Source organism: Pseudoalteromonas sp. 120-MNA-CIBAN-0494, from assembly GCF_040308885.1.
In the GTDB taxonomy this organism is placed as follows: Bacteria; Pseudomonadota; Gammaproteobacteria; order Enterobacterales; family Alteromonadaceae; genus Pseudoalteromonas; species Pseudoalteromonas nigrifaciens.
Genome location: NZ_JBEOOE010000001.1, coordinates 307,007 through 328,063 on the forward strand (window position 1 = coordinate 307,007; position 21,057 = coordinate 328,063).

Annotated in this window: 21 protein-coding genes; 4 read left to right on the top strand and 17 right to left on the bottom strand. The window is 39.6% G+C overall.

Annotated elements, in window-relative coordinates; translation table 11 throughout:
- Window positions 1–181: 181 nt before the first annotated feature.
- From argH to argC, 5 genes are read right to left on the bottom strand one after another with little or no spacing between them, the layout of a single operon-like run.
- Window positions 182–2,047 (bottom strand): argininosuccinate lyase, encoded by a 1,866-nt coding sequence (gene argH / locus AAEY55_RS01410; protein WP_011328944.1) that lies wholly within the window; start codon window positions 2,045–2,047, stop codon window positions 182–184.
- Between the two features lie 49 nt (window positions 2,048–2,096).
- Entirely contained in the window at window positions 2,097–3,299 is a 1,203-nt protein-coding gene (locus AAEY55_RS01415; protein WP_011328945.1) for an argininosuccinate synthase, read from the bottom strand.
- Entirely contained in the window at window positions 3,296–4,228 is a 933-nt protein-coding gene (locus AAEY55_RS01420; protein ID WP_011328946.1) for an ornithine carbamoyltransferase, read from the bottom strand. Before AAEY55_RS01420 ends, AAEY55_RS01415 begins: the two co-directional genes overlap by 4 nt.
- Window positions 4,229–4,235: 7 nt before the next feature.
- Entirely contained in the window at window positions 4,236–5,003 is a 768-nt protein-coding gene (argB, locus tag AAEY55_RS01425) for an acetylglutamate kinase (protein ID WP_011328947.1), read from the bottom strand.
- The gene (gene argC / locus AAEY55_RS01430) at window positions 5,004–6,014 is read right to left on the bottom strand and encodes an N-acetyl-gamma-glutamyl-phosphate reductase (RefSeq protein ID WP_011328948.1); all 1,011 of its coding nucleotides are present in this window, start codon (window positions 6,012–6,014) and stop codon (window positions 5,004–5,006) included.
- A gap of 223 nt (window positions 6,015–6,237) precedes the next feature.
- Here argC and argE point away from each other — a divergent pair, with 223 nt between their 5' ends.
- Window positions 6,238–7,392, top strand: coding sequence for an acetylornithine deacetylase (gene argE / locus AAEY55_RS01435; protein ID WP_086993975.1), 1,155 nt, complete (start codon window positions 6,238–6,240; stop codon window positions 7,390–7,392).
- A 63-nt stretch (window positions 7,393–7,455) separates the two neighbouring features.
- On the opposite strand, the gene panP is transcribed toward argE, so the two are convergent.
- Window positions 7,456–9,081 carry a pyridoxal-dependent aspartate 1-decarboxylase PanP gene (panP, locus tag AAEY55_RS01440; protein ID WP_350549744.1) on the bottom strand — a complete coding sequence of 542 codons (1,626 nt, stop codon included), beginning with the start codon at window positions 9,079–9,081 and terminating at the stop codon, window positions 7,456–7,458.
- 268 nt (window positions 9,082–9,349) lie between these two features.
- Here panP and AAEY55_RS01445 point away from each other — a divergent pair, with 268 nt between their 5' ends.
- Complete coding sequence (locus AAEY55_RS01445; protein WP_350549747.1) at window positions 9,350–11,218, top strand: GGDEF domain-containing protein; 1,869 nt, start codon at window positions 9,350–9,352, stop codon at window positions 11,216–11,218.
- A gap of 6 nt (window positions 11,219–11,224) precedes the next feature.
- On the opposite strand, the gene AAEY55_RS01450 is transcribed toward AAEY55_RS01445, so the two are convergent.
- The 8 genes from AAEY55_RS01450 to folB form a co-directional block, all read right to left on the bottom strand.
- The gene (locus tag AAEY55_RS01450; protein WP_350549750.1) at window positions 11,225–11,899 is read right to left on the bottom strand and encodes an SAM-dependent methyltransferase; all 675 of its coding nucleotides are present in this window, start codon (window positions 11,897–11,899) and stop codon (window positions 11,225–11,227) included.
- Window positions 11,899–12,666, bottom strand: coding sequence for an ABC transporter permease (locus AAEY55_RS01455; protein WP_350549753.1), 768 nt, complete (start codon window positions 12,664–12,666; stop codon window positions 11,899–11,901). The genes AAEY55_RS01450 and AAEY55_RS01455 overlap by 1 nt, the downstream gene beginning before the upstream one ends.
- A complete protein-coding gene (locus tag AAEY55_RS01460) occupies window positions 12,667–13,596 on the bottom strand; it encodes an ABC transporter ATP-binding protein (protein WP_208834297.1) in 930 nt (309 codons plus the stop codon).
- A complete protein-coding gene (locus AAEY55_RS01465) occupies window positions 13,593–14,216 on the bottom strand; it encodes a flavin prenyltransferase UbiX (protein ID WP_041454762.1) in 624 nt (207 codons plus the stop codon). Before AAEY55_RS01465 ends, AAEY55_RS01460 begins: the two co-directional genes overlap by 4 nt.
- Window position 14,217: 1 nt before the next feature.
- Window positions 14,218–15,573, bottom strand: coding sequence for a UDP-N-acetylmuramate:L-alanyl-gamma-D-glutamyl-meso-diaminopimelate ligase (gene mpl / locus AAEY55_RS01470; RefSeq protein WP_086993990.1), 1,356 nt, complete (start codon window positions 15,571–15,573; stop codon window positions 14,218–14,220).
- Window positions 15,574–15,800: 227 nt separating this feature from the next.
- Complete coding sequence (locus AAEY55_RS01475) at window positions 15,801–16,601, bottom strand: undecaprenyl-diphosphate phosphatase (protein WP_350549757.1); 801 nt, start codon at window positions 16,599–16,601, stop codon at window positions 15,801–15,803.
- Entirely contained in the window at window positions 16,598–17,086 is a 489-nt protein-coding gene (folK, locus tag AAEY55_RS01480; protein WP_182677866.1) for a 2-amino-4-hydroxy-6-hydroxymethyldihydropteridine diphosphokinase, read from the bottom strand. The genes AAEY55_RS01475 and folK overlap by 4 nt, the downstream gene beginning before the upstream one ends.
- Entirely contained in the window at window positions 17,087–17,446 is a 360-nt protein-coding gene (gene folB / locus AAEY55_RS01485) for a dihydroneopterin aldolase (protein WP_350549760.1), read from the bottom strand.
- Between the two features lie 208 nt (window positions 17,447–17,654).
- Here folB and plsY point away from each other — a divergent pair, with 208 nt between their 5' ends.
- Window positions 17,655–18,266, top strand: a complete 612-nt coding sequence (gene plsY, locus AAEY55_RS01490) for a glycerol-3-phosphate 1-O-acyltransferase PlsY (RefSeq protein WP_058373966.1) — start codon at window positions 17,655–17,657, stop codon at window positions 18,264–18,266.
- Window positions 18,267–18,272: 6 nt separating this feature from the next.
- Here the strand turns inward: plsY and tsaD are convergent, their stop codons facing one another.
- From tsaD to AAEY55_RS01505, 3 genes are read right to left on the bottom strand one after another with little or no spacing between them, the layout of a single operon-like run.
- A complete protein-coding gene (tsaD, locus tag AAEY55_RS01495; protein WP_011328961.1) occupies window positions 18,273–19,286 on the bottom strand; it encodes a tRNA (adenosine(37)-N6)-threonylcarbamoyltransferase complex transferase subunit TsaD in 1,014 nt (337 codons plus the stop codon).
- Window positions 19,287–19,339: 53 nt separating this feature from the next.
- A complete protein-coding gene (locus AAEY55_RS01500; RefSeq protein ID WP_011328962.1) occupies window positions 19,340–19,930 on the bottom strand; it encodes a YjaG family protein in 591 nt (196 codons plus the stop codon).
- Window positions 19,914–20,276, bottom strand: coding sequence for a DUF2007 domain-containing protein (locus AAEY55_RS01505; protein ID WP_208834294.1), 363 nt, complete (start codon window positions 20,274–20,276; stop codon window positions 19,914–19,916). Before AAEY55_RS01505 ends, AAEY55_RS01500 begins: the two co-directional genes overlap by 17 nt.
- 80 nt (window positions 20,277–20,356) lie before the next feature.
- Between AAEY55_RS01505 and AAEY55_RS01510 the strand changes: the two genes are divergently transcribed.
- Entirely contained in the window at window positions 20,357–20,779 is a 423-nt protein-coding gene (locus AAEY55_RS01510; protein ID WP_011328964.1) for a DUF2721 domain-containing protein, read from the top strand.
- Window positions 20,780–21,057: the final 278 nt, after the last annotated feature.

Sequence of the window (21,057 nt, forward strand, 5' to 3'; positions counted from 1 at the left end):
GCAACATTTTTATCTAAGCTGTTACTACATTTTACACCTATAACAAAAGCAACCACTGTGCCAACTTTTAATTAACACCTTGAAATAATCATAAAACTTTATATTTATAACTTAAATTAGTGTTTTTCACCCATAAAAAAACGCACGAGGGTAACCCGTACGTTTTTTACATCTAGGGAGTTTAAGCCACGAATTTACACGGGATCTCCGCTTTATTACTTAGCTTTAAAATATATTCCATTGCGACTTCATCGCAGTTTTCTTTACGTAAACAAAGCTCACAATCTTTCATTACTTTTTCTGGCAAGCTTTCTTTGGTACAAAAGCTAAAACGCTGTTTTTCAAAAAAATCTGGGACTCGGGTTAGCACTATTACTCTATTTAACGCCAATTTTTTGGCTTTCGCTAATAAATGTTCAACTAACTGCCGCCCTTGTCCTGACACTGCGCTTTGTGGGTCTATACCCAAAGAACGTATTTCCGCCAAACCTGTGTCGTAAATGTACAGTGAGGCACACCCCGATACTTTGCCGTTAATTTCGGTTACAGCAAATTCGTTAATCGAATGCACCATATCACTTTTAGCCCGTGGTAGGTTTTCGCCTACCGTAGCCCAATGCTGAACTAGCTTAGCAATCGATTCAACATCGTCTAAATTGGCATCACGAACCGTTATTTGCTGTTTTTTTTTCGCAGCTTTAATAGCGCTGGTTACTTGCTCAATTGATGTTCCGCCAAGTGCTTGACGCGCTTTAATGCAGGCGTCAATTTCTAGTACCGGATAAACATCATCTGCAAATACGTCACTTACCGATTTATATTGCTCAAGCGATAAGTCTTCAAGCGTTTTACCTTCACTAATGGCCAATTGTACCAGTACACCCACAATATGGTGCCCTTCTCTAAAAGGTACGCCCTTAGCTACCAAGTAGTCTGCAAGCTCAGTTGCATTTGCATGGCCACCTTTTGCCGCTGCAAGTGTACGTTCGCCTTTTACTTTAATACCTTTAATACACGCTTGTGCCATATGAATACAGGCAAGCCACGTTGGCATAGCGTCAAATATGCCTTCTTTGTCTTCTTGCATATCTTTATTATAAGCAAGTGGCAGTGCTTTTAGGGTCATCATCATGGCGCTAAATGCACCAAAAACGCGTCCGGTTTTACCACGAATTAGTTCCAGTGCATCTGGATTCTTTTTTTGTGGCATTAACGACGAGCCCGATGTCACATTATCCGCAAGCTCTATAAATCCGGCTTCGCCTGAGTTATAAAAAATAAGATCTTCTGACATACGCGATAAGTGAATCATCGAAATAGACGCACAACTTAATAGCTCTACTACAAAATCACGATCAGATACGCCATCAAGGCTATTTTTAGTCGCTCCTGTAAAGCCTAAACCCTGTGCTAATGCTTGACGATCAATTGGATAAGCCGTACCCGCTAATGCGCCACTGCCCAGTGGGCAAAAGTTCATCCGCGCTTTAGCATCTTGCAGGCGGCTTTCATCACGCTCTAGCATTTCTACGTAAGCCATACACCAGTGACTAAACAATACCGGTTGTGCACGTTGTAAATGCGTATAACCTGGTAAAATAGTCCCAAGCTCACGCTCTGCTAATGCAACAAACTCACCCTTTAACTGGGCAATGGCTTTTAAAATATGATCAGCAGTGTCGCGACACCACAATCTAAAATCGGTGGCTACTTGGTCATTACGGCTGCGCCCTGTATGTAATTTTTTAGCTAAATCACCTACTTTTTCGATTAACGCAGCTTCAACATGAGAATGAATATCTTCTGCGCCTGAAGTTGCTACCGCTTGTGGATCTGCTTTTACTTCTTCAAGCAATTGGTACAATGCTGCAACTAACTCTTGGTGCTCGTCACTTGATAACACATTAACTTGCTCAAGTGCACCAGCCCATGCAACAGAGCCTATTATATCTTGCTCTGCTAATTGATAATCGAAAGGAAGAGAGTCGTTAAATTGCTTAAACGCCTCGTCTGGACCCGTAGAAAAACGCCCGCCCCATAATGCCATGAAATCTCTCCAAACCCGATATTGCCCCTTTTAACAAGGGGCGTAAAAATTACTTTTTAGCTAATGCTTTTATTCTGCTTGAAAGCGAGAATAAACGAATAAAGCCCTCTGCGTGTGATTGGTCGTACACATCATCTTCACCAAAGGTAGCAAACGCTTCGCTGTATAAACTGTGTGGCGACTGCTTTTGCACTGCTGTAACTTGGCCTTTATATAGCTTAAGCACAACTTCACCTGTTGCATCTTTAGAAAGTGCTTCAGCACCAGCTAAAATAGAGTCTTTAAGTGGTGTAAACCAACGACCGTCATACACTAAATGTGCAAATTCGCCGCCTAGTACTTCTTTCCACTTACGGCTTGCTTTATCAAGCACCAGTTCGTCAATGGCTTGCAGTGCCGCCATCATTACGGTGCCACCTGGGGTTTCGTAACAACCGCGCGATTTCATACCCACTAATCGGTTTTCTACAATATCAACACGACCAACACCATGAGGCGATGCAATATCGTTTAATTTAACTAAACAATCATAAGGTTTAAGCTGCTCACCATTTACTGCAACAACTTCACCTTCAACTACATTTAGTGTTACTAGTTCAGCTTTATCTGGCGCTTGCTCTGGAGAGTTTGTCCAGGTCCACACTTTTTCACTTGGTTGGCACCATGGATCTTCAAGTTCGCCGCCTTCGTGCGAAATATGCCATGCGTTTGCATCACGGCTATAAATTTTTGTAGCCGATGCCGAGCATGGAATATCGCGCTCAGCTAAGTAATCTAGCAATGACTCACGGCTTGATAAATCCCATTCACGCCATGGCGCAATTACTTGTAAATCAGGCGCAAGCGCTGCAAAACACGATTCAAAACGTACTTGGTCGTTACCTTTACCTGTACAACCATGAGAAAGTGCATCGGCACCCACTTTACGCGCAATTTCTACCTGTGCTTTAGCAATAATTGGGCGCGCCATAGACGTACCTAATAAATAAGTACCTTCGTAAATTGAGCCTGTTTTAAGCGTAGGATAAATGTAATCACTTACCATTTCGTCTTTTAAGTCAACTACATAACACTCAGAAGCACCCGATGCGATAGCTTTAGCTTCTACGCCTTCAAGCTCCTCTGCACCTTGACCAACATCGGCCACAAAGGCAATAACTTCACAGCCGTAATTTTCTTTTAACCATGGCACAATGGCCGACGTATCAAGACCACCTGAATAGGCTAAAACGACTTTTTTAAATGAACTCATAGGTGTTCCTTAACAAAATTTGGATTTAATAATGTAACTAGCAGAGCGTTTTGCGCATGCATACGATTCTCGGCTTGTTGTATAATTTTTGACGCTGGACCGTCCATTACCTCAGAGGTAATTTCGAACTCACGGTGTGCCGGTTGGCAATGTAACACTGTTGTTGCACCGGTTTGCTCTAATAATGCTTTATTTAATTGATAAGGCATGTATTTTTCTTTTACTAACTCAAGTGGTGTGGTGTCGCCCATTGATACCCAAGTGTCGGCGTATACTGCGTTTGCACCAACAGCAGCTTCTACTCTGTCGCTCACCATTACTGATGCACCATTCATTGCTGCTATTTGTTCCGCTTTTTTCAGAACTTGTGAATCTGGAGAACATCCTTTAGGCGTAACGGCAACAAAGTCTGTACCTAATGTTGCAGCAAGCAACATTAATGAATGCGTTACGTTGTTGCCCTCACCTAAATAAGCTAACTTTAATTGACTCACATCGCCATGCACTTCTTGTAGTGTTAAAAAATCAGCAAGTGCTTGGCAAGGATGATATAAATCACACAAGCTATTAACTACTGGCACCGATGAATACTGCGCTAATGTGGTTAATGTACTGTGCTGATTTACGCGCGCTACAATACCATCTGCCCAGGTAGAAATATTAAGAGCAAAATCTTTTACTGACTCACGTGCACCCATCGCGCCATTTTGTTGATCTAAATACACGGCATGGCCGCCTAAGCGATTTATACCAATATCAAACGATAAACGTGTACGTAAGCTTTGTTTTTCAAATAAAGTAACCACTGACTTACCAGCCAATACTTGGCTGTATTTTTTAGGGTTTGCTTTAATATCTTGCGCTAGCTTTAATAAGTTAAGTGCGCCTTGTTGGTCTAATTCTAAACCCGTTAAAAAATTCTCAAACATAATAAACCTATGGTGTAATTTTAGTTCCGACATGCTTGCCTTGCAGCAAAGCTGTTAAGTTTTCTGGCTTTTGCCAGCTGGAAATATACACACCGCGTCGTAAGTGTTGGGCAGCGTGAAGACTGGTCTTAACTTTGACCTCCATCCCGCCCACAATTACTCCTTCATTTATTAAAGTATCAATGTGTTTTGTATCTAGTTGATGTAAAGGCTGCTTATTTGCATCAAGCACTGCTTCAACATCGGTCATAAATATTAGTTCTGCGTTTAAGTTGTTGGCAATTGCAGCGGCGGCTTCGTCAGCATTAACGTTGTACCAAAGCCCTTGCAAGTCAAAACCAATTGAGCTGACAATTGGCATACGGCCAATTTTTAGTAAATCGTTAATAATCGAATCATCGTTACTGGTACATTTACCCACTAAACATAATGCTTTTAGTTTTTGCGTGGCAGTAACACCAGCTTCATACAAACTTAAACCAACTGGTTTATGGCCAGCATTAATTGCCGCACTCATTAATTGTTTATTAGCACAACCTGCAAGCGCTCCCACTATGTACGGCATTTGCTCTTTAGGGCTAATACGTAAACCTTGATGCTTTGCACTGGCAAAACCGGCGTCTTTAAGCCAAGTGTCTACAAGCGCGCCTCCGCCATGCACAATGACAAACTGCGCGTTGTGCTGCTCATTAAGTACTGAAAATAATGCTTTAGCCGCGTTTTCTGTATTAAGTACAGCGCCGCCAAGTTTAATTACCCAGGTTTTTTTACTCATTTAAAACGATCCTTTTAAGCCTGTGGTATGCGCCAATCCCATTGATAAATTAATACACTGCAATGCTTGTCCTGCAGCGCCTTTTAATAAATTATCAATGGCAGCTATAACAATTAACTGTGTGCCTTGTTGCTGCCAGCCAATATCTACATATGGCTGTTTAGCTACGCCTTTAATTGAGGGGATTTTATCGCCCAGTAAACGAATTAACGGCTCATCGGCAAGTACTTGGTACGCTTGTGTTACTTGCTCAATGGTGACATTAGGCTTTAATTGCACATAAATAGTTTCTAAAATACCACGCGGGAAATTACCTAAATGGGGGGTAAATAAAACATTGTGACCAAGGTGTTGCTCTATTTCAGGGCCATGACGATGATTAAATAAACCATAAGGGGCAAGCGACACTTCGCAAAAATGGGTACCAATACTAGCTTTACGCCCTGCGCCGGTTACACCCGATACCGCATTAATTATAATTGTTTGCTCTGTTAATAAATCGGCCTGCTGCAAAGGCTTAAGTGCATTAAGCGCAGCCGTAGGATAACAACCCGCTACGGCTACTAATTGCGCCGCGGCAATAGCATCGCTATTCCACTCAGCTAAACCATAAGCAGCTTGATTTAATAACTCTGGATGTTGGTGCTCAAAGCCATAATAAGTAACGTAGTCGTCATTGCTCGCAAGGCGATACCCACCAGATAAATCAAATACCTTTTTACCCATGGCTAAAAAACGCGGCGCTAAATCTACGCTTACTTTATGATCGGTACATAAACACACGTAATCGGCACTGTTTTCAATATCGCTAAAAGCAGATTCACTAAGAGGCAGTAAAGGCTGATCGAGTAGCCCTAAGTGTTCGGGGTATAAATCACTCAGCAATTTATTTTTATCTAAGCTACCTTGCGATACATAACAGCCAGTTAAAATTAGTTTAGGGTGCTTAGCAACTAAACTTGCTAGTTCTGCGCCGCTATAACCGCTTGCGCCAATAATCACTACATTCATTGTTTACTCGTTATTTAAAATTAGTTACTACTTATCCATGTTGTTCGCTTAAACTAGCTCTGGGCTAATTAAGACTTTAATTAATTAATGAATGTTGATTATCGTCGTATTATTTTCATGGCGCTACTTTTAAAATATTTATGCTTAAAAAGTGAATTGATATTCATCATAAATACTTTTATATTGTTATGCAATTAAATTGATTACTTATTTTGGATTTTTTATGTCTTTGCCTTCATTTATTTCTATGTACCAACAATTAATTGCAGCGCCTTCTATTAGTGCCATTGAAGATAGCCTGTGTATGAGTAATAAAAATGTTATTGAATTACTGGCACAATGGTGTGAAAGCTTAGGCTTTAGCTGTGAAATAATTGAATTAGAAGGCGGCAAAGGTCGCTATAATTTATTAGCTAAACGCGGTAAAGGCGATGGTGGATTAATGCTCGCTGGCCATACCGATACAGTGCCATTTGACGATAGCCGCTGGAATCATAATCCATTTAAATTGACCGAGCACAACAATAAACTATATGGCTTAGGCAGTATTGATATGAAAGGCTTTTTTGCTTTTGTACTGCAAGCTATTAGTGAACTTGATGAAAAGCAGCAAACTCAGCCCATTTTGATCTTAGCCACCGCCGATGAAGAAACAACAATGGCCGGTGCTCAACAAATTTGTAAACATCCAAATTTAAAACCGGATCGCTGTATAATTGGCGAACCCACTGATATGACTCCAGTATTTACACATAAAGGGCATATGAGTACCGCAATTAGAGTAGTCGGACGCTCAGGCCATAGCTCAGATCCCGAACGTGGTGTTAACGCCATCGAAGTAATGCACAAAGTGATTACAAAACTACTGATCTTAAAAGAACAGTTAAAGCATAAATATTCAATAGAACACTTTGAAATACCCTATCCAACCTTAAATTTTGGTAATATTCATGGCGGCGACAACGCGAACAGAATTTGTGGTTGCTGCGAAATGCATATAGATATGCGCCCATTACCGGGCTTAAGCGTGCAAGAGCTGCAAATGTTAGTACTTGATGCAACTCACGAAATAAACCAGCAATACCCTAATGCCGTAAGCGTAATTGATTTACACGAACCAATTCCTGCATTTACTGGTAGCACCGATAGCGCTTTGGTTAAACTAGCCGAAAAAATAGCGGGGCAAAAAGCGGTGGCAGTAAACTACTGTACAGAAGCGCCATTTATTCAACAGCTTGGTTGTGAAACCATAGTAATGGGCCCCGGCTCTATAAACCAAGCGCACCAACCTGATGAATTTTTAGCAATGGAAAAAATTAAGCCTTCACAGCAAATTATCACTAATATAATTAAAGCGAGTTGTTTTAGCTTTTCTTAATTGCGATTATAAAAATAAAAAAGACGCTAAATAGCGTCTTTTTTATTTAAGCTAATATTTTAATTACATATACTTGCTTAAATACTTTTTAAATACCGGATCTGTTTTAGCCAACTCTTTTTGTTCTGCTAAAATTTCTTTTAAAATAACGCCTGATGTAAGTGGGTTAGCAAGTACTACCCTAAATACCACGGTGGGCTGATTATCGTATTGAGTAGGCGTTAAACGCGTACGTGATACAAATGATCGCCCTGATTCACGTTGCCGTTTTTGCATACTTGCAGTAAAGCGATTAAGTGAGGCAAAAATATCAATCCGTGTTTGTGGATCAGCATCTGCAATTGCCTGCTTTATTTGCTTAGGCACATAACGATACGTTAATAAGCACAGCTCTGGCTCTGAGATCAGCTCAAAATCTTCATCTGCTTTAATTAAATTAGCAAAGTAATGGGCTTTTTTAATACTACGATCGATTAGCATTTCGTAGCCTTTACGGCCAATTACACGTAAGCAAGCATGTACTAACATTGCCATACCCGGGCGACTTCCCTCAAGTGTATGGCTACCTAAATCTTTTGAGCCTTTACGTAAAATATACTCTGCATGATGTTCAATTGCATCGGTAGCGGTTGGATCTTTAAACAACACCAGCCCAGCTCCCATAGGAACATACATTTGTTTGTGTGCATCAATGGTAATTGAGTCTGCGCGCTCAACACCTTTGAGTAAATGGCGATGGGTATTAGATAACAAAGTTGCCCCGCCCCATGCAGCGTCAACATGAAAGTGGCAATTAATGTCTTGTGCTAAATCTGCCATCACTTCAAGGGGATCGATATTACCAGTTTCTGTGGTACCCGCTACTCCAATAATGGCCATTACTTTAATACCTTGCGCTTCAAGCTCTAAGGCTTTTTCGCGCATGGCATTAACATCAACTTTATTGTTTTCGCATGTTTTAATACCCACTAAGTTTTCACGACCAATTCCTAATAAATCAGCCGCTTTACCTAACGAATAATGGCCTCGCTCAGAAATTAAAATAGCTAAGCCTTTATAGCCGTAATGCAGCATACCGGCAATTAAGCCTTGTGCGCCTATCCCCCTAAAATCGCCATCAGGTTTTAATAAGCGATTTCGCGCAATCCATAACGCCGTAATATTGGCTACAGTACCGCCTGAGCAAAATGCACCTAATGATGTTTTTGCACTGTGCATCCATTTAGCATAAAACTCGTGTTGTTGCCCGTACGCTAAATGATGCATCATTCCAAGCACTTGGCGCTCAAGTGGGGTAAAAGCTTTAGAGGTTTCTATTTTTACTAGGTTTTGATTTAGCCCTACCATTAGCTTTGACAGTGGTAGTAAAAAATGAGGTAAAGCAGAAGTCATATGGCCAATAAAGCTAGGCGCTGCGGTGTGCACAGAGTGTGCAACCAGCTGCTCCATTATATCTTGCGCATAAGCAGATACAAACGTTGGATCCTCTGGGATCATCGCCGACTGAAAGTCTTTTTCAATTTCGTGTAATGGTTTTTCAATTGCCGCAATGTTTTCGTTTAAAAAACCTGCTAAATTACTCGATATTTCAAGCTCTATTTTGCTTAAAGTTGAGTCTGGCGCTTCAGGTACAGTAAATATACGCTTAAGGCTTTCTTTAGAGGCGACGGCAAAACGCTTTTGATCCATCTTAATACCTAGTGTGTGGCTAAAACGCCTGCTACTCTATTAAACACACTAAATTAAGGTGCTATTTTAGTAACAGGGTTTTTAATAATTGCGCTAACTTTACTGCAATATTAAGAAAATGTCTCGCTTAAAGCCATAAAAACGCTAAATGACATGACAAATAATACTAATTTTGGCTGTTTTTTATCTTTTTAATTCAAAATCAATTAAGTCATTGGGCATTTGTTTTTTTTGCGTATAATTAATTTAACAATAAAAAGGGAATTATATGCTACAAGGAAAACTAAGAATAAATGGATTAATAAGCGCTTTTATGCTGTTTTTAATCAGTTTAATTATCTGTGTTTATTATACTTATAGCACCATTCGCAGTGATGTAATTAACACCCTCGATAATCGCCTTATTAATGCAGCCACCAGCGTTAAATATATTTTGGGCGATGACTATCACAGTAAAATAAATAAAACCCAAACTATTAGCTTTGCAACTTACGAAAGTAAAAGTAAGCAGCTTTCTGAGCTTGCACAAGCACTCGATATTGCTTATGTATATTCTATGGTGCTAATTAATGGCAAGGTTCATTTTAGCGCCTCTAGCTACACCCAAGAGGATCAAAATAGTGGTAAGGTAACCCAGTTTTTAGATTTATACCCAGAGGCAACTAAGGCTAATATTGGTGCCTTTTTATCTACTGAGCCTGTTTTTGAAATATCGAGTGATCAATGGGGCGACTTTAAAACTATTTTTATCCCGCATATTGATAAAAATGGCATTACATATTTAACTGCTGCCGATATAAGCCTTAAAACTATTAATAATAAGTTAGCGCAAAGCGCCTCAACATCGGCTGTTTTAGGCGGCTTTTTTTTAGTTGTTATTATATTGTTGCTAATTATGTATAACTTCGCGACTAAACGCGCCGCCATGAGAGACTCTGGTAGTGGTTTTGCTAATCATATTGCGCTTGAAAAACATTTTTTAAATACCCCTGTTCACCATATGCAAATGGCCATAATTTGGGTGAACGAAATTGAAAATATAAACCGCTTTTACGGTACTAAAGTGGGTGACAAAGTAATGAAAAAATTACTAATACACTTTAAAAAGCACAGCAATGTAAATTATCGTATTTATCGTGTAGCAACCAACAAACTGGTGTTACTAACCCCCAAAGAAACCCCATACGAAGAGCTAAGTAATTTAATCCAATCATATAATTTTAATACGCCATTTTTAACCAATCCCTTTATTTACATTACGTTATGTGCAGGTATTGCCCGAGGAAACAAGTCGTTACTGCTAAAAAATGCCCATATTGCGGCTTTACAGGCAAAACAAGGTAACCTTAGTGTTGTTAATTACTCTGAGGCTATAAATGACTCAAAGTCGCTGTATTTATATAATTTAGAAATAGCAAAAGAAGTACGTGAAGCGTTTGAGCAAAAGCGCGTTGTGCCCTATTTTCAGGCTGTTATTGATATAGAGTCTAAACAAACACTACACTACGAGTGCACGCCACGAATAGTGACTTCACAGGGCGAAATTTTAAAACCCGATGCATTTTCAAATACCGTAATACGCTTGCGTATGGATGGCTTATTAACCCGTACATTATTTTCACAGTGTCTTAGCCGCTTTCGTAAAACACAAATTAGCTGGAGTTTAAATATTACTATTGAAGATATATTAGACCCTAGCATAAATGAATACATTGCTTACGAGTTACAGCGCTATCCGCACCCTGAAAATATCACTTTAGTTTTATTTGAACCACAAGTTATCGCCAATTATTCAAGCGTAAGGGCATTTATAACTATGGTTAAAAGTAAGGGGATCAAGGTGATGATTAACAGTTTTGGCAATGACTTTGCAAATACACTCAATATTTTAAAATTGGAAATTGACGCAATAAAGTTAGATGGCATGCTAATAAAGCAAATAGTTAATGACGAGAACACGGCATTATTTGTTGATTACACAGCCAATTTTGCAAAGCAGCAAAATATTCAACTAATTGCCTCTATGGTAGAGAACAAAGCTATAGCTACGGCACTCAAAAAAGTAAATGTGACGCTAATGCAGGGTAATTTCATTGCCCATCCAGCGCCACATGTTAATCCATTATTTGAGCAGTAAAGTTAATCAACCCTGAGTTAAACTAATAATCAAGCGGTGGCTTTGTTGGCCACTAGCCCAGTACTTACGCTCAAATGGGGTAATTGCTTCATCTGCCCCATAAGCAGAAACCTGACAAACATTACCGGTTAGTTCAAGTGCTCTGGCAAATTCTTTAACGTAAATATCCCAGTTACTGCGTACTTCTAATTTACCGCCTAACTTTACAATAAACGGAAAAATAGCCGCGCCGTGCCAACGCCTACGAATATGTTTAGATTTAGGCCACGGATTGGGGTAAAGCAAATAATGGTGGCTAGGTTGCCAGTTTGCTGCCACGGCTAAACGCCAAAAGTCGTTTAAGTCTGCTTGCACCAAAATATACTGACCACTGTCGGTTTGTTTATACTCTACATCGTGTTTATCTAAGCGGTGCGACGATTTATCGATACCAATTACCAGCGCATCGGGATGGCGCTTAGCTAAATTAGCGGTGCTTTCTCCCACACCACAACACGAATCTAAAATGAGTGGGCCTTTAAACGCCTGTACTTTAGCATTCACCTCGTCAAACGCTTTTTGTGTATGCGCTGCTATTGGCTTTTTAAACTCTGCGTTTAAATGCTTGTTAACTATGTCATCCAGCTTTTCGTGAATACCCGCTTGGTTAGATACAATACTACGCGAATTTGCATCAGTCATTAGTGTCTTAGCCCCACACCTTTTTTAATTAATGTCAGCGCTAAGGTAAATAACGCGATAATAAATACTAAAATAACACCAACTGCCAAGCTTAAATCAACATCCGACACGCCTAAAAACCCATACCTAAACGCGTTAACCATATAAATAATAGGATTTACTTGTGATACGTTTTGCCAAAACTCAGGCAGTAATGTAATTGAATAAAACACCCCACCTAAATAAGTTAGCGGCGTTAAAATAAAGGTAGGAATAATACTAATATCGTCAAAGCTATTAGCATATATAGCATTTATTAAGCCGCCGAGTGCAAATACCGCAGAGGTTAAAATAACGGTAGCCATAATGATAAAAATATTATGAATTTGAATATCAACAAACAATAACGATACGCAGGTAACAATAAAGCCCACCATTATTCCGCGCGTCATGCCACCGCCCATATAGCCAAGCACAATAATGTAGTTTGGCACTGGGGCTACAAGTAGCTCTTCAATACTTTTTTGAAATTTAGTAGAGTAAAAACTTGAGGCTACATTAGAATAGGAGTTAGTAATAACCGACATCATTATCAGCCCAGGTACAATAAACTCCATATAACTAAAGCCACCCATATCACCAATACGTGAGCCTATTAAGTTACCAAAAATAACAAAATATAAACTCATGGTAATTGCTGGAGGCACTAAGGTTTGCACCCAAATACGTAAAAAACGAATACACTCTTTAATCCAAATACTTTTTAAAGCTACGCCATATTTAAACATTTATTTGCCCCGACCTTGTTCTAATAATCCAACAAATAACTCTTCTAATCTATTTGCTTTGTTACGCATACTCAACACGGTATTACCTTGCTCGGTTAGCGCACTAAATACAGCGTTTAAGCCTTGCGATTTAGCCACTTCAACTTCAATAGTATGCTCGTCGTCCATTGTAAATTTATAACCCTCTAGGGTAACTGGCTTAGCCGGTGTTTTTAAATCTAAAATAAAGGTTTCTTTATCAAGCTTAGATAACAGTGCTTTAATAGTGGTGTTTTCAACAATCAGGCCATTGTCTATTATGGCTATGTTTTTACACAATAACTCTGCTTCTTCTAAGTAATGAGTGGTTAAAATAATGGTGACGCCTTGCTCATTAATTTGGCGTAAAAAATCCCACATTGAGCGACGCAGCTCTATATCAACACCCGCTGTTGGCTCATCTAAAATCAGTAATTTAGGCTCATGCATAAGTGCGCGAGCAATCATTAAACGGCGTTTCATGCCACCTGAAAGCGTACGCGCTTGTTTATCTTTTTTATCCAGCAGCCCCAATTGGGTTAAATACTTTTCGGCGCGTTTATGTGCTTCGCCGCGTGGTACACCATAATAACCCGCTTGAGTTACTAATATTTGAGTTAGGGTTTCAAATTGGCTAAAGTTAAACTCTTGCGGCACTAAGCCTAAATGCGTTTTAGCGGCCTCTAGGTCGGTGTCTATGTCGCAACCAAACACCTCAACCTTACCTTTTGTTTTATTTACCAGTGATGAAATAACACCAATTGTGGTCGACTTACCCGCTCCATTAGGGCCAAGTAAGGCAAAAAAATCGCCCTCACGCACTTGTAAATCAATACCCTTTACAGCTTCAACCCCATTAGTATAAACCTTAGTAAGGCCTGCTATATTTAAAGCAATTTGTTGCTTACTCATGACTTGCCCTCACCATAACCCCAACGCTTTGTTAGGTTATGTTCAATGTTTAAATGATCTAAAATTCGCGCCACCATAAAATCAACTAAGTCGGCAATACTTTGCGGCTGATGATAAAAACCCGGCGACGCAGGCATAATAGTGACCCCTAAGCGTGAAAGCTTAAGCATGTTTTCCAGATGAATTTGATTAAACGGTGTTTCGCGTGGCACTAAAATAAGATGGCCACGCTCTTTAATTACCACATCGGCGGCGCGCTCTAGTAAGTTGTCAGATGCGCCAACAGCAATAGCCGAAACCGTGCCCGCGCTACAAGGGCACACTATCATTTTTTTAGGGGCAGCTGATCCTGAGGCTACCGGGCTAAACCAGTTGTCTTTACCATATACTTTTAGCTGTTCTGGCTTGGCGTTATATAGCGCACTTAATTGCTCACTGGCTTTGGTTTCATTACCTGAGAGCTTAATACCAGATTCAATATCAAATACCACTCGCGCTGCACTTGAAATAAGCACATACACCTGAAATTGCTGCTCTATTAATACCTCTAATAATCTCAAGCCATAAGGCGCACCCGACGCGCCACTAAATGCTAAGGTAATTGTGTCTTTAAATTGCAAATTATTCTCCGCTGTATTTATTAGCCAGTGCATCGACTAGTTGCTGATGCAGGCCATTAAAACTACCATTGCTCATTATTAAAATATGTTGATTAGCTGCTATATTATCAAGTACGGTATCAATAATTACCTGGGTACTGGTAAAACACTGCATACCGGCTGTAGCCGCTTGTTCGCTCAGCGACCAGCTTAGGTTTTCTGGCTCAAAAAGCAGTACCTCATCGGCATCACTCAACGAGGCAAGCAATGTATGTTGATGCACGCCCATTTTCATGGTGTTTGATCGCGGCTCTAAAATAGCAATTATTTTATCACTGCCTACTTTAGCGCGCAGCCCTGCTAATGTGGTTTGAATAGCCGTTGGATGATGTGCAAAATCGTCATACACTTTTATATTATTAATATCGGCTTTGAGCTCCATGCGTCGTTTAGGGCTAATAAACTCGCCAAGTGCCGCTATACTATGCTCAACGGCAATGCCCACATGACGCGCAGCTGCGATTGCCATAATAGCATTTTTAACGTTGTGCTCACCCATTGCCTGCCAATTAACGGTGCCTTGTTTTTCATTATTTAAAAACACTTTAAACTCACTGCCATCGGCTTTTATTAGTTCATAATTCCAATCAATACCCAAGGTTTCACTTTCGCTCCATAGTCCTTGAGTTATTACATCACTAAGTGCTTGATCATCCTTTGGCCAAATAACTTTGCCACTTTGTGGTACTGTACGTATTAAATGATGAAATTGTTTTTTAATCGCGTTTAAATCTTCAAAAATATCGGCATGATCAAACTCAAGATTATTTAAAATAAGTGTTCGCGGTAAATAATGCACAAACTTACTGCGCTTATCAAAAAATGCAGTGTCGTATTCGTCTGCTTCAATAACAAAAAAGGGGGTTTCGCCTACTTTGGCCGACACGCCAAAATTTTGTACTATGCCGCCAATTAAAAAGCCCGGTTTTAAACCCGCATACTCTAAAATCCATGCAAGCATACTCGCTGTGGTGGTTTTACCATGTGTACCAGCAACAGCAAGTACCCATGAATTTTGTAATAAGTTATGTTTTAGCCATTCAGGCCCAGATGTATAAGGCAGACCTTTATCAAGTACATATTCAACACATGGATTGCCTCGGCTCATAGCATTGCCAATAACCACCATGTCTGGCGCTGGCTCTAATTGGGTTACCTCGTAGCCTTGGGTTAACTCAATTCCGAGATCTTCAAGCTGCGTGCTCATAGGTGGATAAACGTTTTGATCAGACCCAGTTACTTTATGGCCAAGCGATTTAGCAATCGCAGCTATTCCACCCATAAAGGTGCCACAAATACCTAAAATATGAATATGCATCTACTTTCCTTTAATCGTGTGCTTACTTTGCACAACAGCAAAGTTTAATGGCGCTATAATGCCAAAATTCGTGCTTCGTTACCATTGCGCATGCGCATTTCACTGTTGCCAAAAACGCCTAAGTAACTTAATAATTAAGCCACTAACGTTAAAAGTATCACTGACAAAAAAGCCTTCCACACTAGGAAGGCTTTTAAACGCTTAAATTAAACGAGTTAAAATATTAATTACAGCGTTAAAAATACAATTAACCCGACCCCTAGCAATAATCGGTAAATAACAAATGGCAACATTCCCATGCGTTCTATTACTTTTAAAAACATATAAATACAGGCATAAGCCGATAAGAATGACAACACAACACCTAATAACAAGGTGTTCCAGTCAACTAGATGATCCCCTAGTGCAAGCTCAACGGTATAGTAAAGGCCCATCATAGAAATGATAGGTATTGCCAGTAAAAACGAAAAGCGTGCAGCACTTTGTTTATTCATGCCAAGCATTAAACCCGCAGTCATAGTAATACCTGAACGTGACGTGCCTGGGATCATCGCAACGGCCTGTGCTAGGCCTATAATAAGCGCGGTTTTCCAATTTAGCTGATAAATCGTTTTAGTTTGCTTACCTTTTGCATCCGCATACCAAAGCAATAAACCAAATATAATGGTGGTAACCGCGATCACCCATGCGCTACGCAAATAAAGCTCTATCATATCTTTTAAAAGCAAACCTAAAATAGCGGCTGGAATTGTGCCTAAAATTATCCACCAGCCTAATTTACTGTCATCGGTGCTACCTTGCGCACCAAACGACTTAAACCATGCACTAAGTATGCTGCTTACTTCTTTACGAAAATAAATCACTACTGCAATTAAAGTACCTACATGTACTGCAACATCAAATGCTAACCCTTGATCTTCCCAGCCCAATATTTGCGATGGTAAAATTAAGTGCGCAGAGCTAGAAATAGGCAAAAATTCAGTAAATCCCTGAATAAGAGCTAAAACAATAATTTCAATAATACTCATGGGTTAGAAAACTCCACTTTCCATAGTTTTTGTTGAGGGTTGTTGTACTCGCGCCAAAGCTCGGCAATGGTTTGCTGTGCAACAGGGTGATAAAAATGTGGAGCTACTTCAGCTAGAGGCTGTAATACAAAGGCGTTTTTTGTAATTTCGTCACGTGGTAACTGTGCGGGAGAGTCGCAAATTACATCATCATAAAATAGTAAATCTAAATCGAGGGTCCGCGGGCTAAACTTTTTATCGTTTGCAGTACGACCATTATTGCGCTCAATTTGCTTTAGTAAGCTACATACATTTGCTAATGGCATATCGGTTGTAGCACCAACCACCGAGTTATAAAAGTTATTACCAGCAAATCCAACCGCTTCACTTTCAAATACTGAAGAATGCACTAAGTCGTTAAAGTGCGGCTTAAGCGCTATGAGCGCGCAGCGCATATAATGCGCTTTATTAATATTTGACCCTAAACTAATATAAATTTGCGCCATTTAAATACTTGCCTTAGTACGCGTAATTTCAACACCCACAGTTTGCGCCTGAGCAACGGCTGCAGGTTTACTTACTCGAATAGTAACTTGTGGGGTATTAAACTCAGTCAAAATTATATGCGCTAATTGCTCAACTAAGGTTTCGAGCAGCTCTACCGGCTTTGCCGTACTGTGCTCAATAATCCGCTCACTTACTTTTGCATAATCGAGTGCTAAATTAATATCATCGTTTGCAGCTGCAGGTTTAATATCACTTAACATTTCAACGTCAAAGTAAAGGCTTTGTTTACTTTTTTTTTCAAAGTCGTACACTCCAATAATAGTGTCGACGTGTAATTGCGATATAAATACCTTGTCCATTAATGCTCCTAATGACAGTAACAAGCCACTGAGTTAACTGCATAATGTATCAATTAAATTAATACTGTATATACTTTAAGCAGTGTTTAAATACATATAAATTACTTCTACAATAACAAGGTAGCTATACTAGTTAGTAATTAAAGCAGTTTATAAATTTTGACGTCAATAATAGCCGAAAAAGTACAATTAAAAAATAAGGAAGCACGTGTTAGCCACTTTAATGTTTATTTTAGCCTATTTACTTGGGTCGATTTCGTCGGCCATACTCGTCTCGCGGTTATTTAAACTCCCCGATCCGCGTAGTAATGGCTCTAATAATCCAGGGGCAACTAATGTTTATCGGCTGGGGGGCGCACTACCCGCTTGTTTAGTACTGGTATTTGATATTTTAAAAGGCACTATTCCCGTTTGGGGGGCTTACTTTTTAGATCTTGAGCCGCTTGCGCTTGGTTTAGTCGCTGTGGCTGCCTGTTTAGGGCACATGTTCCCGTTATTTTTTGGTTTTAAAGGAGGTAAAGCGGTAGCCACTGCTTTTGGGTCTTTATTACCTATAGGGCTATCTCTGGCGGGTTTGTTAATTTGTACTTGGTTTATTATGGTAGCAATAACGCGCTATTCTTCTCTTGCTGCCTTAGTTGCGGTTTCGCTTGCACCTTTATACACTTGGTTAATAAAGCCACTTTATACGCTACCCGTTACCTTTATTACGGTACTAATTATTTTTAGGCATCGCTCTAATATCGCACGGTTATTTAGTGGTGACGAGCCAAAAGTGGGCGCTAAAAAAGCACCCACTGATGAAAAAAGCGATATTTAACTGCTATTAAATGGCTTCTAGACTGTCGATTGGCCAGCGTGGTTTAGTTTTCATATCAAGGGTAGCAAATTGCCCTGCTTTTAATCTTTGCATCCCTGCGTACGCAATCATAGCGCCATTGTCGGTACAAAATTCGGTACGCGGATAATACACTTGCCCTTTCATACCTTGCATCACACGCTCTAACTGCAAACGTAACTGCGTATTAGCACTTACACCACCAGCAATTACTAACCGTTTTATACCTGTTTGCTTAAGTGCACGTTTGCATTTTATTACCAAGGTATCGATAACCGCGGTTTGAAATGCATGCGCTATATCGGCTTTAGTTTGCTCGTCATCATTGTTTTCACGAATAGTGATAGACGCTGCTGTTTTTAAACCGCTAAAACTAAAATCTAGACCAGGCTTGTCTGTCATCGGACGTGGAAATATAAATCGCTTAGCCACCCCCTGCTCTGCCATTTTAGCTAAACGTGGGCCACCGGGGTAATCAAGTCCTAGTAATTTTGCTGTTTTATCAAATGCTTCGCCTGCTGCATCATCAACCGACTCACCCAGCACTTCATATTGGCCAATACCGGCTACTTTAACCATCATGGTGTGTCCGCCCGATACTAGCAAAGCAATAAACGGAAACTCAGGAACATTTTCCTCAAGCATCGGCGCTAATAAATGCCCTTCCATATGATGCACTGCTACTGCGGGAATATCCCAACCATAAGCAAGAGAGCGACCAATTGAGGTGCCAACTAGAAGTGCGCCAACTAAACCTGGGCCTGCTGTATACGCAACGCCATCTAAATCTTCAGGGCCGCAACCCGCTTGTGCAAATGCAGCGTCGATAAGGGGCAGTGTTTTACGTACATGATCCCGTGATGCCAGCTCTGGCACTACACCGCCATAATCTGCGTGTACTTTTACTTGGCTATATAATTGATGCGCCAATAAACCTTTTTCGTCATCGTATATAGCAATACCGGTTTCATCGCATGACGATTCAATGCCCAAAATTCGCACTGTTTTTCTCCTGCCACCTATTTAGGTGCTTTTTAAACTAAATTATTTACGTTTTATAATGTTAAACCAATATTGGTTTGCCCATCTGCAAGCACATGTTTTTTAAGTTCTTTAACATTATCAGAGGTCACACGGCCCATGGCTTCTACAAAGTCAATTAGCTCGCCTAATACATCCATTTCGTATTGCATTAGAGGGTGTTCGCGTATTGCTTTGTTATCGGCAACTTCACCTTCAACCGTCATTTGATATTCAATAAAGCGGGCAACCGTTGCTTGCGATATTTTACTTATATTTATGAGCTCTTGCTCATCTTGCGCCATTAAACCATGCATAAGGCTTAATAATGCGGTCGCGGCATCAATTGCCGGATACGTACCAAACATATCAAAGTCAGCTAGCTCAGGCACATTGGGTTCTATTTTTTCGATTTGCTTTTCAAGATCAATCTTACTTTTTGGTAGCAGTATTTTTTCCCAGCACACATTCAAAGCACTGCGTAAAACAGTTTCGTCACCAAACCCTGTTGCTTCACTAAATAGGCCATAGTTAGGTAGCATACGCTCAATTAAGGCACTGGCTAACACTGCTTTTTGTAAGTAGTTTAGCTCTCTAATACGCTGAAAGTTATTTGCTTTTGTCATTTTTTAACGTCTCGCATGACCAACAAAATTCAAATGTTGATCCATTATGCTCATTACAATTAGGACACACCCAATCTGGAGCTGATTGTTTTACTTGCTGGTAGTTTACCAATATTTGTCGCGCATGGCGCTCTTTTATCGCATAAACCTGCACACTGGCTTGAGCCTGATCAAACGGTATTTCTCCCAAAGCTCCTTGCAGCATTTCACCTTTAATTTGACACTCTATGCCATCATTTAAAATTAAGCCTTTAATTATATTCGCTTCTAAACTATTTTCAGCGCGATATATTGTGATCCATGCGAAAGGGTCAACGGTTAAGTTATCACTATTAGTATTTTGCAATTTTCACCTCATTTATTTGTGTTTACAATGCCTTTCATTAATGTGTTAATTCATAAACTAGCCAGCTTGCAGGAATAAATATGACACTTACAACTCCAGGATTACTTTTTCCGGCTATTTCATTGTTACTACTTGCCTATACAAACCGATTTTTAGTAATAGCGCAATTAATTAGAGGATTAAACGCCCGTGAAGGTGAATCAATTCGCCCGGTTGTTGTTGCGCAAATAACCAATTTAAGAAAGCGTATAAAACTTATAAGAACCATGCAGGTATATGGAGTTGTATCTTTTTTACTATGCACACTTTCCATGTTTGCGTTATTTATAGAGCTCAATACTACTGGAATTATTTTATTTGGCGTTAGTCTTACTTGCTTAAGTTTATCGTTATTAACTTCGTTATTTGAAATTCATATTTCTTGCGATGCAATTGAAATAGAACTGCAAAGCATTGAAAATAAACCATTGAGCAACCGGGTTAGTCGTAACTTTGTTGAATAAAAGCTTATAGTTTCAAATAATAATTTTTGCACAGTGGTTTATTAACCCTTAAGGCAAAGCTACTTTATATGTTACTTGCATAATAAAAGCTTAAAACACATAACAAACTATTAGTTATTAACCTAAAGGATAATACTATTTAACAATTTCACTCTTTAATTAATACTAAAAGAGGGATATGCTGATTGAAATTTATTATAAATTTACAATCGCATTTAAATATTATATTACTTATTAATTTTAATAGATTAATAAGTAATATTACTATGTTCGCGTAT